Source organism: Microvirga calopogonii (assembly GCF_003347665.1).
In the GTDB taxonomy this organism is placed as follows: Bacteria; Pseudomonadota; Alphaproteobacteria; order Rhizobiales; family Beijerinckiaceae; genus Microvirga; species Microvirga calopogonii.
Map to the genome: position 1 here is coordinate 530,093 of NZ_QDGA01000001.1, position 14,570 is coordinate 544,662.

Here is a 14,570-nt window from a genome sequence, read left to right on the forward strand (position 1 = left end):
GTCCGGCAGGACCGACGATAAGGCTCGCTCTGCCATGCTTTATAGTTCGAGCGGGGAAATAATTATCTCAGCCATTGCCACCTTCAAGCACCCCCGGGCTTATCTTTTCGTGTGATATGCAATCACATTGGAATTGTTTTATTCAGAGACCGAACAAATGACCGCGATCACCCCGATTCCTCTCTCCCCTCGTGAAACGGCCCGGCGGCGCCTGCTCGATGCCCTGCGCCGCGAAGGACCCATGGCGCGGGTGGAGATCGGCCAGCATCTGGGCATGAGCCCGGCGAGTGTTTCCGAACTGACGGCGAGCCTCTTGGATGAGGGAATCCTGGTGGCGGAAGAGGCATCCGATCCAGCCGCCGGCCTGATTCGCGGACGGCCCAAGACACGTCTTTACTTTGCAGAAACCCTCGGCTCCGTGATCGGCGTCTGGACCGGCTTCAACCGCATCGAGCTGAGGCTCGTGGACAGTGCCGGGCACAACCGGGCCAGCCGCCATGTCGAGCGCCCCTTGCGTAACCTCGGGGCCGAAGAGCTGATGGACGTGTTGGCGGACACGATTACGGCCTTCGCCCAGGAGACAGGCGCCCACGATGTGAAGGCCATCGGCCTCGCCTGCCAGGGCTATGTGGACACGCGGGACGGAATCGTCGCCTGGAGCCCGGTGCTCGGCACCCGCGACCTGCCGCTGGCCTCGGGCCTCGGCGAAAGACTCGGCAAGCCCGTCCTCATCGAGAACGACGCCAGCGCCATGGCCTTTGCCATCACGCAGCGGAACTCGGACCTGCGCTCCGGGCGCACCGCCTGCCTGATGATCGGAGACGGCGTGGGTCTCGGCTTTCTCATCCAGGGTGAGCTCTATCGTGGGGCCCGTTTCGGCGGCAGCGAGTTCGGCCATGTGCGCCTGCGCCGGAGCGGTCCGCAATGCCGCTGCGGCGGGCGCGGCTGCATCGAGGCCTATCTCGCCGATTATGCCATGCACCGGGACGCGCAGCTCATCGACCACCGCCCCGCCCCGACCCTGCTGCTGCCGGGCGAGGACGCCATGGAATCCATCGTCGACCAGGCCAGGGCGGGCGATCCCGCCCTGCTTAATCTCTTCCAGGCTGCCGGCGAGGTTCTGGGCGATGCGGTCGCCATCCTGATCCAGACGCTGGAGCCCGACCACATCGTCATCTGCGGTCCCGGCACCAGGGCGATGGACCTGCTGCGCCCCTCCTTCGAGGCGGCGCTCGAATCGCAGACCATTCCCGAGCTGCGGGCGCTCGCCGCCATCCATGTGGTGGAATCCTCCATGGACCTGTTGACGGAGGGGGTGGTCATCCAGGCCCTGCGCGAACTCGACTTGGATCTCGCCCGCCTCAAGGCTGCATAAACCCGCCGCAGACGTAGCCATCAGCGTTCAAAAACACTATCTGTAACGGGTCGATTTTCTCACCCTACGAGACCCATGGCTTCCTCCCGTCCCGTCCAAGCCGGCGACCACGTCTTCCTCGTCGACGGCTCCTCCTTCATCTTCCGGGCCTACTTCCAGTCCATGAACCAGGACCAGAAGTACAATGCCCGCTCATCGGACGGGATGCCGACGGGAGCCGTGCGGCTTTTCGTGTCCAAGCTCCTGCAGTTCATGCGCGACGGAGCGGCCGGCCTGAAGCCGACGCATCTCGCCATCGTGCTCGACAAGTCCGAGGGTTCCTTCCGCAAGGAGCTCTACGAGGATTACAAGGGCCACCGGCCGGACGCGCCCGAGGACCTGAAGGTCCAGATGCCGATCATGCGCGAGGCGATCCGGGCCTTCGGGCTCGAGCCCGTGGAGCTGCAGCGCTACGAGGCCGACGACCTGATCGCCACCTATACGCAGCAGGCGAAGGCCCGCGGGGCGGACGTGCTCATCATCTCGTCCGACAAGGACCTGATGCAGCTCGTGGGGCCGAAGGTGTGCTTCTACGATTTCGAATCGGGCTCCAAGGGCAAGCCGGGCTACCGGCCCGAACGCAACCTGGACGAGGCCGCCGTCACCGAGAAGTGGGAGGGCATTCCGCCGGAGAAGATCGGCGACGTGCTGGCCCTCATGGGCGATACCTCCGACAACGTGCCGGGCGTGCCGGGCATCGGCCTGAAGACCGCAGCCCAGCTGATCAAGGAATACGGCGACCTCGAAACCCTGCTGGAGCGCGCCCCCGAGATCAAGCAGCCCAAGCGACGCGAAACCCTGATCAACAACGCGGAATCGGCGCGCCTGTCCAAGAAGCTCGTGACGCTCGATTGCGAGGCTCCGGTTCCGGTGCCTCTCGACGACCTGCGCGTCCCCGAGCCCGATCCGATAACGCTGATCGGCTTCCTGAAGGCCATGGAGTTCAGCACGCTCACCCGGCGGGTGGCGGAACTCTACGAGGCGGACCCGGCCGCCATTACGCCCGACCCGCGCCTCATGCCCGGCGGCGAGGCGATCCGCTGGGAGCGCAACGGCGCGGGCACCGGCGTGACCGCGCCCACCGACGATGCCGTGCCGTTCTTCGGGAAGGCCGATGCCGCTGCGGGCGAGGTCGATCCCTTCGCCGGCCTCGATCTGCCGGAGACCGCGAGCCTGCGCAAGCCCGTCGAGGGAATCGGCACGCCCTCGCAGCTTGCGGGAAAGCGCGCGACGGAAGCATCCTCCGTGCCCTTCGACGTGACGGCTTACGAGACCGTCACGAGCCTGGAGCGCCTGAAGGAATGGGTCGCGCTCGGACGGGAGCAGGGCTTCGTCGCCGTCGATACGGAGACGAGCGATCTCGACGCGACCCGCGCCGATCTCGTCGGCTTCTCGCTGGCCCTGGAAGCGGGCAAGGCCTGCTACGTGCCGCTGCAGCACCGCGATGAATCGGATCTCTTCGGCGGCGGGCTCGTGAAGGGCCAGATCCCCGTCACCGAAGCCCTCGACGTCCTCCGTCCGCTGCTGGAGGATCCGTCCGTTCTCAAGATCGGCCAGAACCTGAAATACGACTGGGTCGTGCTGAAGCGCCACGGGATCGAGGTGCAGCCCTTCGACGACACGATGCTGATCTCCTACGTGCTCGACGCGGGCAAGGGCTCGCACGGCATGGACGAGCTCTCGCGCCGCCACCTTGGCCACTCTCCCATCAGCTTCTCCGACGTGGCGGGCACAGGCCGGAACAAGGTGACCTTCGACAAGGTGGAAATCTCCAAGGCCACGGCTTACGCGGCGGAGGACGCGGATGTCACCTTGCGCCTGTGGCAGCTCCTGAAGCCGCGCCTCGCCGCCGAGCACCGCGCCACCGTCTACGAGACGCTGGAGCGTCCCATGGTCGACACGCTCGCCCGCATGGAGATGCGTGGCATCATGGTCGACCGGCAGATCCTGAGCCGCCTTTCGGGCGACTTCGCCCAGACGCTGGCGCGGCTGGAGGACGAGATTCACGAGATGGCGGGCGAGAAATTCGCCCTCGGCTCGCCCAAGCAGATCGGCGACATTCTCTTCGGCAAGATGGGCCTGCCCGGCGCAAAGAAGACGCCGTCCGGCCAATGGGCCACGCCCGCGACTCTCCTCGACGAGCTGGCGCAGGCCGGCCACGAGCTGCCCGCGAAGATCCTCGAATGGCGCCAGCTCTCCAAGCTGAAATCCACCTATACGGATACGCTGCAGGAGCACATGCATCCCGAGACGAAGCGGGTGCACACCTCGTTCTCGCTTGCCGCCACGACGACGGGTCGTCTTTCGTCGTCCGATCCGAACCTGCAGAACATCCCGATCCGCACGGAAGCCGGCCGCAAGATCCGCACCGCCTTCATCGCGCCGGAAGGGCACAAGATCATCTCGGCCGATTACAGCCAGATCGAGCTGCGGCTGCTCGCGCATATCGCCGACATCCCGCAATTGCAGGAAGCCTTCGCGCAAGGCATCGACATTCACGCGGCGACGGCCTCCGCCATGTTCGGCGTGCCGCTCGACCAGATGACCGGCGACCTGCGCCGCCAGGCGAAGACCATCAATTTCGGCATCATCTATGGCATCTCGGCCTTCGGCCTCGCCACGCGCCTCGGCATCGGCAACGCGGAAGCCTCCGCCTTCATCAAGCAGTATTTCGAGCAGTTCCCCGGCATCCGCAACTACATGGACCAGACGAAGAAATTCTGTAAGGAGAAGGGCTACGTGACGACGCTGTTCGGTCGCGTGTGCCATTACCCGCAGATCAAGTCGAGCAATCCGTCGGAGCGCGCGGGCGTGGAACGCCAGGCGATCAACGCGCCGATCCAGGGCACCGCCGCCGACATCATCCGCCGCGCCATGGTGCGCATGGAGGATGCCTTGAAGGCCGAGCGCCTCTCCGCCCGCATGCTGCTGCAGGTGCACGACGAACTGGTGTTCGAGGTCCCCGACGACGAGGTCGACGCCGCGCTGCCGGTGATCTCCCGCGTCATGACCGAAGCGCCGTTCCCGGCCGTATCGCTGAAAGTCCCGCTCGCCGTGGAAGCGCGCGCGGCGCAGAACTGGGACGAAGCGCATTAGGGCAACGGACTCGCGGGATCATCCATATGGCGGCATCCTCGGTTCTCGTGCGGAAGGCCGTGTCGGGTGATGCCGGCACACTCTTCCGTTTGAATGCACCTCGACGTCATCACCGGCCTTGTGCCGGTGATCCCGATTGCTTGAAGCGCCGAGCCTTACTTATCGAGATGGCCGGCACAAGGCCGGCCATGACTTGAGAGGGCATCGTCCCCGGCCCTGATCGCCGAGCGCGACGGTCGGCCCATCGGCTTCGTTTCGTTCTTTCGGGGTTATGCCGGATGGCGCGGCAAGCCCATGGGCATCGTGCATGCCCTCTATGTGCTGCCGGAGGCGCGCCGTTCCGGAGCCGCACAGGCGCTCATGGCGGGCGTCGCCCGGATCGCGCTGGAGCGAGACTGGATCCGGATCGAACTCTTCGTCGAGGACGGCAGGCCCGCACTGTCCTTCTACGAGCGAATCGGGATGCGGGACCTGCATCACAGGCATCTGCGCCTGGAGGGAGACGCGTTGGAGCGACTGGCCCTGGATGGCCTTGACGTCGCGTGACCGATTCCTGGCGGCGGATGCATCTCTGTCAAAGAGCCAGCACCTGCGGGCCCGCAGCGTGAGCTGCGAGCCGTCAGGGTTCGAGGGTGGCGCGAGTGGCAGCCCGGCTCGCTTCTGGTGTGTTGATGGAAGAGCCGGACGGCCGCTTCGCGCACGGTTCTTTTCAGGTGGACCAGCTGGCAGGGCCAAGGTCGACCTCCCGCGACCACAGGCTTGCGAGACCTGCGGCGGGACCGTGCCTGCTCCCACACTGCGACGCCTCGCGAGCGCGCCCCTCGTCAGAGCAGATCTACACAATGATATAGCCAAGATTGCGCCCGCTGTCAAGAACAAAGTAAGAACATGAGATTGTCCTCACCGCCTCTCCGACCTCATCCTGAGGAGCCGCTGCAAGCGGCGTCTCGAAGGATCCTCCAGCGTGCACGGGAGACGCCCTCGTCCTTCGAGACGGTCGCACAGCGACCTCCTCAGGATGAGGGCTGTGGGGGTGACCCGGCAGACGTGGATAGCCGGCACAAGGCCGGCCATGACGGGGAGAGGATGGACGCCGAGCGCTCATCCCCTCTTTCGCACGGCAGAGAGAGGGACGGTGCGCGTCCGGGTGGAATTTCCACGACAAGCCTCGGCATCGACAAGCGATCCGACTCCTGCCGCTAATGGCTCCCACGGGCGCAAGGACACGGCATGTGCTTCAGCACACAGCCAAGCTTCGGCGGGAGATTACTGTCCGCCACAGCCAGCAACGGCTTTCCTGAAGCAAGACCAGTCACTTAGGTGACATCAAGCCGAACCGTGGGATCAAACCGCACCTTCCCTAGCGGCACATCCTCTCCGAACGGAGAGTTGTGGGGCCGAATCTCTAGCAATATAGCGTTACGTAAATCGCTCCGCTGAATCGGCAGCCTGAACGGCTGCGGGTCGAGAGAGCGGGGTCTGAACGAAGACACGACAGGGCAAAGCTCACTCTTGCTTTCATCGGATCCGGCCAAGGCCGGGTTCTCCACGCCTGTAGCCACCGACGAGTCCAAGCTCGGCGGGGCACAAAATCTCTCATCATTCGGCGCATGCGCCTCTCAGGAGAATATACAATGGCTGTCCAACCGAAAATTTGGCGCACCGAAGACGTCGTACGCTTCTCGGGCACTGACATCGACCGCACAACAATGACAATGCTTGGAAATGGCGGTTATGTCGTGACTTGGCGCGAAAGCCTCACGACGATGAAGTACCAAGTATACAACGGCCATGGGGCGAAAGTTGGCGATGTTCAATCAATCGTATCTCCCTCAGGCTCGTTGAATGCTGATGTCTAGGCATACGGCGATGAAGGCGGCTTTGTCATCAGTTGGGTTTCGCCGAATGGCACCAATGCTTACGCTTATAACTGGCGGGCATTCAAAGCAGATGGATCAACGCTCGGAGCTGTCGGGGGCTTCGACAGTCTGTCCGCGCCAGCTCCAGCAGAGCGCACTTTCTCTCTTGGAGGGAACAGTCAGCGTGGTTGGTCCGCTGTCTACCAGGAAGGCACCAAAATCAAACTGGCTCTGTTCTCAACGGCAGGCATGGGCTCCGGGGCCGCTGACAGCACCGTCGACGTATTTGATGGTGCCGCTTCTGAGCCAGAAGTGACTTGGCTAGGTGGCGCTCAACATCTTGTCTCTTACAGGGTCGGCACAACGGTAGGGCTAAAGCTGGTAAACGGAACGAATGTTTCGGATGCGGCAGTCGGAATCACAGGCGCCTATGCCGCAGATGTCGCGGCGCTTAAGAATGATGCAGGAAATCCGAATGGTTCATTCGTTGTGGTAACCGATTTCGGTGCTGCTGGGATCTTTGCACGTCTTTATTCTGGACCGAATACGACACCAACCGTTATTGAAATCTCCACTGCAGCAAAGCCGAGCACTGGTGATTTCGCGAGCGTGACGGCGCTACGAGGCGGTGGCTTTGCGGTTACTTATATTGCTCAGCCGTCGACCCCGGACGCAGATGGGCGTACGGATTTTGGCGATGTTTTCGTACGCGTATTCAATGCGAGCGGCGTTGCAATCGGCGATCCCATTAGGGTGAACGCGAGCGCTGCAAACGACAGCATCGGCGCACAAAACTTTCCTACGATCTCTGAGATGCAGGACGGCCGGCTGGCGATTTCCTGGCTCGATCCGACTGTCGGAAATGGGCAAGTTTCCAGCACCATCGTTGACGCTCGACAGACAGGTGTGACAGTCGAAGGAACAAAGACGGCAGACATCTATGTGGGATCGGATTTCGACGACACCCTCAAAGGTGCTGACGGCAATGACGTTCTCATCGGGGGTCTCGGTAGCGATAGTCTTGACGGCGGCGCAGAACATGACATTGCTTCGTATCAGTACGCTGCTGGAGGCATCTCCGCAGATCTTAGCACCGGAAAGGGCACGTTCGGAGAGGCTGCTGGGGACACTTTCACGAGCATAGAGCATATCATCGGCTCGAACTTCGGCGACACGCTCACGGGCAGCGATGGCGCGAGCACGCTGCAGGGCGGCACGGGCGACGACGTGTACTTCGTCAAGGCCGGCACGACGCTCGTGGAAGGCGCCGGCGGCGGAACCGACTCGGTCTATAGCGACGCGACCTACTCGCTCGCCAATTACGCATTCATCGAGAACCTCTTCGCCACGGGCTCGGCCGCCATCAACCTCACCGGCAACGAGAGCAACAACCTCATCGTCGGTAACGAGGCAGCCAACCAGATCGTCGGCGCGGGCGGCGACGACACCCTGCGCGGCGCGGGCGGCGACGACAACCTCGATGGCGGCGACGGCAACGACGTGCTGGACGGCGGAACCGGTGCCGACGTGATCAGCGGCGGCGCGGGCAGCGACAACCTCGACGGCGGCGACGGCAACGATAAGCTCGATGGCGGCGCTGGTGACGACGTGATCACCGGGGGCTTCGGCGCCGATACGATCGACGGCGGCGATGGCAACGACAACCTCGTCGGCGGCGACGGCAACGATAGCATCGTTGGCGGCAATGGCGACGACGTGATGAACGGCGGAGCCGGAGCCGACGTGATGAAGGGCGGCGCGGGCAACGACACCTACTACATCGACGACGTCAACGACCAGATCGAAGACACCTCCGGTGTCGACACGGTGTACCTCGCCGTGAACTACGACATCGGCCGCCTCGACGCCATCGAGAACATCACGGGCGTCGGAGCCATCGACATCACGCTCACGGGCAATGACGGGAACAACACGTTCACCGGCAACGACGGCGCCAACATCCTCTACGGCGGCAACGGCAACGACAACCTGAACGGCGGGGCTGGCAACGACCGCATCCACGGCGGCGATGGCAGCGACATCCTCACGGGCGGTTCGGGCCGCGACATCTTCGTGTTCGACACCAAGCCGAACAAGTCGAAGAACGTCGATGTGATCACCGACTTCAACGTCGCCGACGACTCGATCTACCTGGAGAACAAGTACTTCAAGGTCACGCCCTCCGGCACGCTCACGAAGCCGAAGGGGATGGCGAGCAAGCACTTCTACAAGGGCGCGAAGGCGCACGACAAAGACGACCGGATCATCTACGACAGCAAGAAGGGCGTTCTGTACTACGACGCCGACGGCACCGGCGGCGCGGCGCAGATCAAGATCGCCACGCTGTCCAAGAACCTGAAGATGACCCACAAGGACTTCTTCGTCATCTAAGCTGCGCTCCGGCCTGTTCCTCGGGCTGGACCCGACTTCCAAGGGCGTCCTGCTCCGCAGGGCGCCCTTTTTCTTTCCCGGCCGACGTGTGCATTCTTGATGGACGCTTCCGCCATGCGCGGCGAACGGAACCCTTCCGGCCCTGTCGTCCTTTGTGTCGGAGCACCGGAGGAAGATCAGCATGTCCTACGAACTCTATTATTGGCCGAGCATCCAGGGGCGTGGCGAATTCGTGCGGCTCGCGCTGGAAGAGGCCGGGGCCGCCTATGTCGACGTGGCCCGGGAACCGAAGGGTCTCGCCGCGATGATGCGGATGATGGACCACGCGGCGCACCCGCCCTTCGCCCCGCCCTTTCTCAAGGACGGCGAGACGATCGTCGGGCAGAGCGCGGCCATCCTGCTCTATCTCGGGGCGCGGCATGACCTTGCCCCCAAGGATCCGGCCGGGGGGCTCTGGACGCACCAGATCCAGCTCACCATCGCGGATTTCGTCGCCGAGGCTCATGATACCCATCATCCCGTCGGCGTCGGTCTCTATTACGAGGACCAGAAGGACGAGGCGCTCCGGCGGTCCAAGGAATTCCGCGAAAGCCGGATCCCGAAGTTCCTGAACTGGTTCGAGACGATCCTCGCCCGCAATCCCGCCGGCGACGCGCATCTCGTCGGCCGCACGCTGACTTATGTGGATCTGTCCCTGTTCCAGGTCGTGGAGGGACTGAGCTATGCCTTCCCCAGGGCCACGCAGCGCGCCTTGAAGGACGCACCGCGCGTCGCCGCCCTGCATGCCGCCGTCGCGCGGCGACCGCGGATCAGGGCCTATCTCGACAGCCCCCGGCGCATCCCGTTCAACGAGGAGGGCATCTTCCGCCACTATCCCGAGCTGGACGGATAAGGGCATCGAACGCAAAAGTGGGCACCGGTTTTGCGTGAAAAGATGCGTCGAACCAAAAACTTAAAGCATCGGACGCGACTTCGAAGTCGCGTCCGATGCTTTAAACGCTTTTTAAGGTTCGGCGGGAATGGATGGCGCCATGCCTCAATTCTTCCACTCTGCCTGTAGAGTCTGGGAAGGGATCAGGAGCAGACCATGAACGACGAGACCGAAGGCGTTGCGATCCGGCTGTGGCGCGACCGCGCGCAATTGCGCGAGCAGGAGCGCAACGAGATCCAGGCCCGCCTTCGGATCGCCGAGGAGAAGATCGCGATCCTCATGGCCGAGAACGACCGGCTCGCCGCCGAGAATTCCCGGCTCAGAGCCTTGGGGAGCCCGGACGAGGGATCGGCCCGCACCGAGACGGAACTTCAGATGGAAGCGCTGAAAGGCGCCTTGATGTCCCTGATCGCGCGGCCGGCCGACAGCCTGAACTCGTGAAGAGCAGCCTACTCCGCTGTCACGCGGCGAGGCGCCCCATGGCCTGGTTCAGGCATTCGACCGTGACGCTGCCGGCCTTCGCCACGAGGCTGCAGCCCTTCGGCACCTCGCGCCAGCCCCTGGTCTTGTCGTCGATGGGCTCGGAGACCACGAGCAGGTTGCCGTCGATCTCGCGGAAATAGAGGGTCGGCGGTTTCGCATCGCAGGCCCAGCGATAGGCCCACAGGTTCTCGCCATCCGTGAAGGCGGCTGTGAAGCGCAGGGCCTCGTCGATGCCGGCCTCATTCATCAGGCTGCGCACCTGCTTGAGGGTTCGCGCCATGGCGGTCACGGGGTCCTCCGGCAATCCATTTGCGAGGGCGAGGAGGAAGATCGCCTCCGAATCGGTGGTGCCGAGGCGGCGGTCGTAGAGCTCGTCGGGAATCAGGCTCTCCAGCCGCCGCTTGATGCGTCCATATCCGCCGATCTGGCCATTGTGCATGAAGAGATAACGGCCATGGGTGAAGGGGTGGCAATTGGCCCGCGTGGTCGAGGTGCCGGTCGAGGCGCGCACATGGGCGAAGAAGAGCTTTGATCGCACCTGCTCGCACAGGCTTCTCAGGTTCTCGTCGGACCAGGCCGGGCGGACCTCCCGGTAGATACCCGGCTCGCTGCGCTCCCCGTACCAGCCGATGCCGAACCCGTCGCCGTTCGTCTCCGTCTTGGCCTCGACCGCATGCAGGGACTGATGAACCAGCGAATGGGCCGGCGCGCAGACGAGTTCGTCGAGGAAGATCGGCTCCCCCCGATAAGCGAGAAAGCGGCACATGGCTTTACGGCAACCCCTTGGCCCACAAGTCCTTGTAATGATGTTGTACTATCTTTGACTTATGGTGAATAGCCGGTTAACGGCCAGAGCATCGGACCCGAAAGTGAGATGCACTTTTGGGATCCAATCCGATGCTCCATTTTTGGAGGAGCGCATCGTTGAGGCGGACCCAGCGGGCCGTTGCGACACTCCGTGTATTCCCATAAAAGCATCGGCAATCATCCGATAAAAAACGCCGGCCGGGCCGGCATGGGGAACTCGACAACATGCTTCGCCTCTCGAGCCTGGCGCCGGCTGCCGCGCTGATCCTCCTGCCTCAGGCAGCCTTCGCGGCGGAATTCGACGGGGCGAGCCTCGGCTTCGCCTGGGCCCTGCCCTTCGCGGGCATTCTTCTCTCCATCGCGCTGTTTCCCCTGCTGGCGCCGCATGTCTGGGAGCATCACCAGGGCAAGATCGCGGCGGCCTGGGGCCTGCTGGTGCTGATCCCCATGGCGGTGGCCTTCGGCCCGACGACGGCGCTCCATGCCCTCGCCCATACGGCATTGCTCGAATACATCCCGTTCATCCTCCTGCTGCTGGCGCTGTTCACGGTGGCGGGCGGCATCCTCGTGCGCGGCAACATCCACGGCGCGCCGGGCACCAACACGATCCTCCTGGCGATTGGCACGATACTCGCGAGCTTCATCGGCACGACGGGCGCCTCCATGGTGATGATCCGGCCGATCATGCGCGCCAACGACGACCGGCGGCACAACGTGCATGTGGTCGTGTTCTTCATCTTCCTGGTGTCCAACATCGGCGGCTCGCTCACGCCGCTCGGCGATCCGCCGCTCTTCCTCGGCTTCCTGCGCGGCGTCGAGTTCTTCTGGACCACCACGCATCTGTTTCCGGAAACGCTGTTCGCCAGCCTTCTCCTGCTCGTCCTCTTCTTCGCGATCGATCTCGTCATCTACAAGAAGGAAGGCCGCGTGCGCCCCGATCCGACGCCCGACAATCCGGTGCGAGTCACGGGCGGCATCAACTTCCTGCTGATCTTCATCATCATCGCGGCCATCCTCATGAGCGCCACCACCAATCTCGGCCGCGTGACCGTGCTCGGCGCGGAGATCGAACTCGCCAATGCCCTGCGCGATCTCATCATGATCGTGGTCACGATCATTTCGCTCAAGACGACGCCCAAGGCCAACCGGATCGAGAACGGCTTCTCCTGGGGGCCGATCAAGGAGGTGGCAAAACTCTTCGCCGGCATCTTCATCGCCATCATTCCGGTGCTCGCCATGCTGAAGGCCGGCGCGGGCGGAGCCTTCGCGCCCCTCGTCGCCCTCGTGACCAACCCGGACGGCAGCGCCAACAACGCGGCCTATTTCTGGCTCTCGGGGGGCCTGTCCTCGTTCCTCGACAATGCGCCGACCTATCTCGTGTTCTTCGAGCTCGCCGGCGGCGATCCGCAGAAGCTGATGACGACGGGCGCGCTGACGCTCAGCGCGATCTCGGCCGGTGCGGTGTTCATGGGCGCCAACTCCTATATCGGCAACGCACCGAACTTCATGGTCTACGCGATCGCCCGCGAAGGCGGCGTGAAGATGCCGAGCTTCTTCGGCTATCTGCTCTGGTCGGGTGCGATCCTGATCCCGACCTTCCTGCTGCTGACGCTGATTTTCTTCAGGGGGTGACACACACAATTGTCATTCCGGGGCGTCGGAGGCGAGCCCGGAACCCATAAACACGACGGTTCAAGAATGGGTGCTTGGCGTCATGTGCATTTCTGCATCGTCGGCGGTTATGGGTTCCGGGCTCCGCTGCGCGGCCCCGGAATGACAGTGGGAAATTTTAAGCACCCAATCGCTCCGCCACGTCCTCGGCGATCGAAAGGCACGAGGTCAGCCCCGGGCTCTCGATGCCGAAGAGGTGGACGAGCCCTGGCAATCCATGCTCGGCCGGGCCGTCGATCATGAAATCGGCGGCCTTCTCGCCGGCGCCCGTGAGCTTGGGGCGGATGCCGGAATAATCGGGCACGAGGGCACCGTCGGGAAGGCCCGGCCAATAGCGGCGGATGGAGGCGTAGAAACTCTCGGCGCGGCGCGGATCGACCTCGTATTCCTCGCGCTCGATCCATTCCACATCGGGCCCGAAGCGCATGCGACCGGCAAGATCGAGCGTCACATGCGTGCCCAAGCCGCCATCGACGGGCGCCGGATAGATCAGGCGCGAAAAGGCGGGCTTGCCGAGGCAGCCGAAGTAATTGCCCTTGGCAAGAACAAGCGGCGGCACGCGATCCGCCGGGTAGCCTTCCGTCGCGCGGGCGAGCGCCTGCGCGCCGAGACCCGCCGCATTGATCACCGCGTCGACAGTCAGTTCAGTCGGCTCCGGTCCGCCGACATGCACGTCCCATCCGGGACCGTTGCGGGCGATGCGTTCCACGGGAGCATGGAAGGCGATGACGCCGCCTTCACTCTCGAGATCGCCCTGCAGCGCGAGCATGAGGGCATGGCTGTCGATGATTCCCGTTTCCCGCGACAGCACGGCACCCGTGCAGGCGAGGTTCGGTTCGAGGGCTCGCGCTTCCTCGGCCGTCAGGTAGGCAAGCCCCTCGACGCCGTTCGCCAGTCCCTGCTCGTAGATGCCCTCGATCTTGGCCTGTTCGAGATCATTGGTGGCAACGATCAGCTTGCCGCATTTCGCATGAGGCACGCCGTGGCTCTCGCAGAAGGCATAGAGCATTCGCCGCCCCTCGACGCAGTGACGCGCCCGCAGGGAGCCTGAGGGATAATACATGCCGGCATGGATGACTTCGCTGTTGCGCGAGGACACGCCATTGCCGATGCCGGCGGTCGCTTCCGCAACGATCACGCTATGGCCGCGCAGAGCGAGCGCCCGCGCGACAGCAAGCCCCACGACTCCCGCGCCGATCACCAAGACGTCTATGACCGCCTCCCCTTCTGCGGATTTCACCGTGCCGGGGCCTATGGCGAAATTTGCGGACCATCCAGGTCAGCCGCGTCACCCCAGTCATGACCGTTTCGCCGGTCTCACAAAAAAGGCGGCCGCGCGGATGCGGGCCGCCTTCTCGCGATGTTTGCTTCAGAGGCGCTTGCCGGTCTGCTCGTCGAAGAGGTGGACGAGGCGCGGATCGGGCGTGACGCGGATCTGCTGGCCCGGCTGCGCGTCGACGCGCTCGCGGAACACGCCGACCACGTCCGAACCGCCGAACTTGGCGAACACCTGCGTCTCCGAGCCGGTCGGCTCGACCACCGCCACCTCGGCCGGCACCCCGTTCGCCTCGTCCAGCATGAAGTGCTCGGGCCGGATGCCGTAGATGATCGGCTGGCCGTCCGAGGCCGCCGGGGCGTTGGCCACCGGCAGGGTGATGCCGCTCGCGGTCACGAACCGGCCGCCCTGCAGATGGCCCTTGAGGAAGTTCATCGCCGGCGAGCCGATGAAGCCGGCCACGAACAGGTTGGCCGGACGGTCGTAGAGCTCGAGCGGCGCGCCGACCTGCTCGACCACGCCGTCGTGCATGACCACGATCTTGTCGGCCATGGTCATGGCCTCGATCTGGTCGTGGGTGACGTAGATGGTGGTGGTCTTCAGGCGCTGGTGCAGGGCCTTGATCTCGGTGCGCATGGCCAC

Annotated in this window: 11 protein-coding genes; 8 read left to right on the forward strand and 3 right to left on the reverse strand. The window is 64.0% G+C overall.

Features of this window, described 5'->3' with window-relative positions; genetic code table 11:
- Positions 1 to 157: 157 nt before the first annotated feature.
- The 7 genes from DDF70_RS02490 (at position 158) to DDF70_RS02520 (ending at position 10,132) form a co-directional block, all read left to right on the forward strand.
- The gene (locus tag DDF70_RS02490) at positions 158 to 1,375 is read left to right on the forward strand and encodes an ROK family transcriptional regulator (RefSeq protein WP_114943251.1); all 1,218 of its coding nucleotides are present in this window, start codon (positions 158 to 160) and stop codon (positions 1,373 to 1,375) included.
- A 75-nt stretch (positions 1,376 to 1,450) separates the two neighbouring features.
- Positions 1,451 to 4,510, forward strand: coding sequence for a DNA polymerase I (gene polA, locus DDF70_RS02495; protein WP_114943252.1), 3,060 nt, complete (start codon positions 1,451 to 1,453; stop codon positions 4,508 to 4,510).
- Between the two features lie 216 nt (positions 4,511 to 4,726).
- On the forward strand, positions 4,727 to 5,056 hold the full coding sequence (locus tag DDF70_RS02500; RefSeq protein ID WP_114943253.1) for a GNAT family N-acetyltransferase: 330 nt from the start codon (positions 4,727 to 4,729) through the stop codon (positions 5,054 to 5,056).
- 1,088 nt (positions 5,057 to 6,144) lie between these two features.
- Positions 6,145 to 6,369, forward strand: coding sequence for a hypothetical protein (locus tag DDF70_RS02505; protein WP_114943254.1), 225 nt, complete (start codon positions 6,145 to 6,147; stop codon positions 6,367 to 6,369).
- 249 nt (positions 6,370 to 6,618) lie between these two features.
- Positions 6,619 to 8,760, forward strand: coding sequence for a calcium-binding protein (locus DDF70_RS02510; protein WP_114943255.1), 2,142 nt, complete (start codon positions 6,619 to 6,621; stop codon positions 8,758 to 8,760).
- A gap of 181 nt (positions 8,761 to 8,941) precedes the next feature.
- Positions 8,942 to 9,652, forward strand: a complete 711-nt coding sequence (locus DDF70_RS02515) for a glutathione S-transferase (protein WP_114943256.1) — start codon at positions 8,942 to 8,944, stop codon at positions 9,650 to 9,652.
- A gap of 195 nt (positions 9,653 to 9,847) precedes the next feature.
- Entirely contained in the window at positions 9,848 to 10,132 is a 285-nt protein-coding gene (locus DDF70_RS02520) for a hypothetical protein (protein WP_114943257.1), read from the forward strand.
- Positions 10,133 to 10,151: 19 nt separating this feature from the next.
- Here DDF70_RS02520 and DDF70_RS02525 read toward each other — a convergent pair whose 3' ends face one another.
- The gene (locus DDF70_RS02525) at positions 10,152 to 10,940 is read right to left on the reverse strand and encodes a class II glutamine amidotransferase (protein ID WP_114943258.1); all 789 of its coding nucleotides are present in this window, start codon (positions 10,938 to 10,940) and stop codon (positions 10,152 to 10,154) included.
- Positions 10,941 to 11,206: 266 nt separating this feature from the next.
- Here DDF70_RS02525 and DDF70_RS02530 point away from each other — a divergent pair, with 266 nt between their 5' ends.
- Positions 11,207 to 12,613 carry a sodium:proton antiporter gene (locus DDF70_RS02530; RefSeq protein WP_114943259.1) on the forward strand — a complete coding sequence of 469 codons (1,407 nt, stop codon included), beginning with the start codon at positions 11,207 to 11,209 and terminating at the stop codon, positions 12,611 to 12,613.
- Between the two features lie 157 nt (positions 12,614 to 12,770).
- Here DDF70_RS02530 and DDF70_RS02535 read toward each other — a convergent pair whose 3' ends face one another.
- Positions 12,771 to 13,865, reverse strand: coding sequence for an NAD(P)/FAD-dependent oxidoreductase (locus tag DDF70_RS02535; RefSeq protein WP_114943308.1), 1,095 nt, complete (start codon positions 13,863 to 13,865; stop codon positions 12,771 to 12,773).
- A 156-nt stretch (positions 13,866 to 14,021) separates the two neighbouring features.
- Positions 14,022 to 14,570, reverse strand: a 549-nt coding sequence (locus DDF70_RS02540) for an ABC transporter ATP-binding protein (RefSeq protein WP_114943260.1), incomplete at its 5' end; no start/stop codon positions are given.

Coding starts and splice junctions, on each gene's coding strand:
- DDF70_RS02515 (WP_114943256.1), top strand. CDS start 8,942: ATGTCCTACGAACTCTATTATTGGCCGAGCATCCAGGGGCGTGGCGAA.
- DDF70_RS02505 (WP_114943254.1), top strand. CDS start 6,145: ATGGCTGTCCAACCGAAAATTTGGCGCACCGAAGACGTCGTACGCTTC.
- DDF70_RS02520 (WP_114943257.1), top strand. CDS start 9,848: ATGAACGACGAGACCGAAGGCGTTGCGATCCGGCTGTGGCGCGACCGC.
- DDF70_RS02510 (WP_114943255.1), top strand. CDS start 6,619: ATGGGCTCCGGGGCCGCTGACAGCACCGTCGACGTATTTGATGGTGCC.
- polA (WP_114943252.1), top strand. CDS start 1,451: ATGGCTTCCTCCCGTCCCGTCCAAGCCGGCGACCACGTCTTCCTCGTC.
- DDF70_RS02490 (WP_114943251.1), top strand. CDS start 158: ATGACCGCGATCACCCCGATTCCTCTCTCCCCTCGTGAAACGGCCCGG.
- DDF70_RS02525 (WP_114943258.1), bottom strand. CDS start 10,940: ATGTGCCGCTTTCTCGCTTATCGGGGGGAGCCGATCTTCCTCGACGAA.
- DDF70_RS02530 (WP_114943259.1), top strand. CDS start 11,207: ATGCTTCGCCTCTCGAGCCTGGCGCCGGCTGCCGCGCTGATCCTCCTG.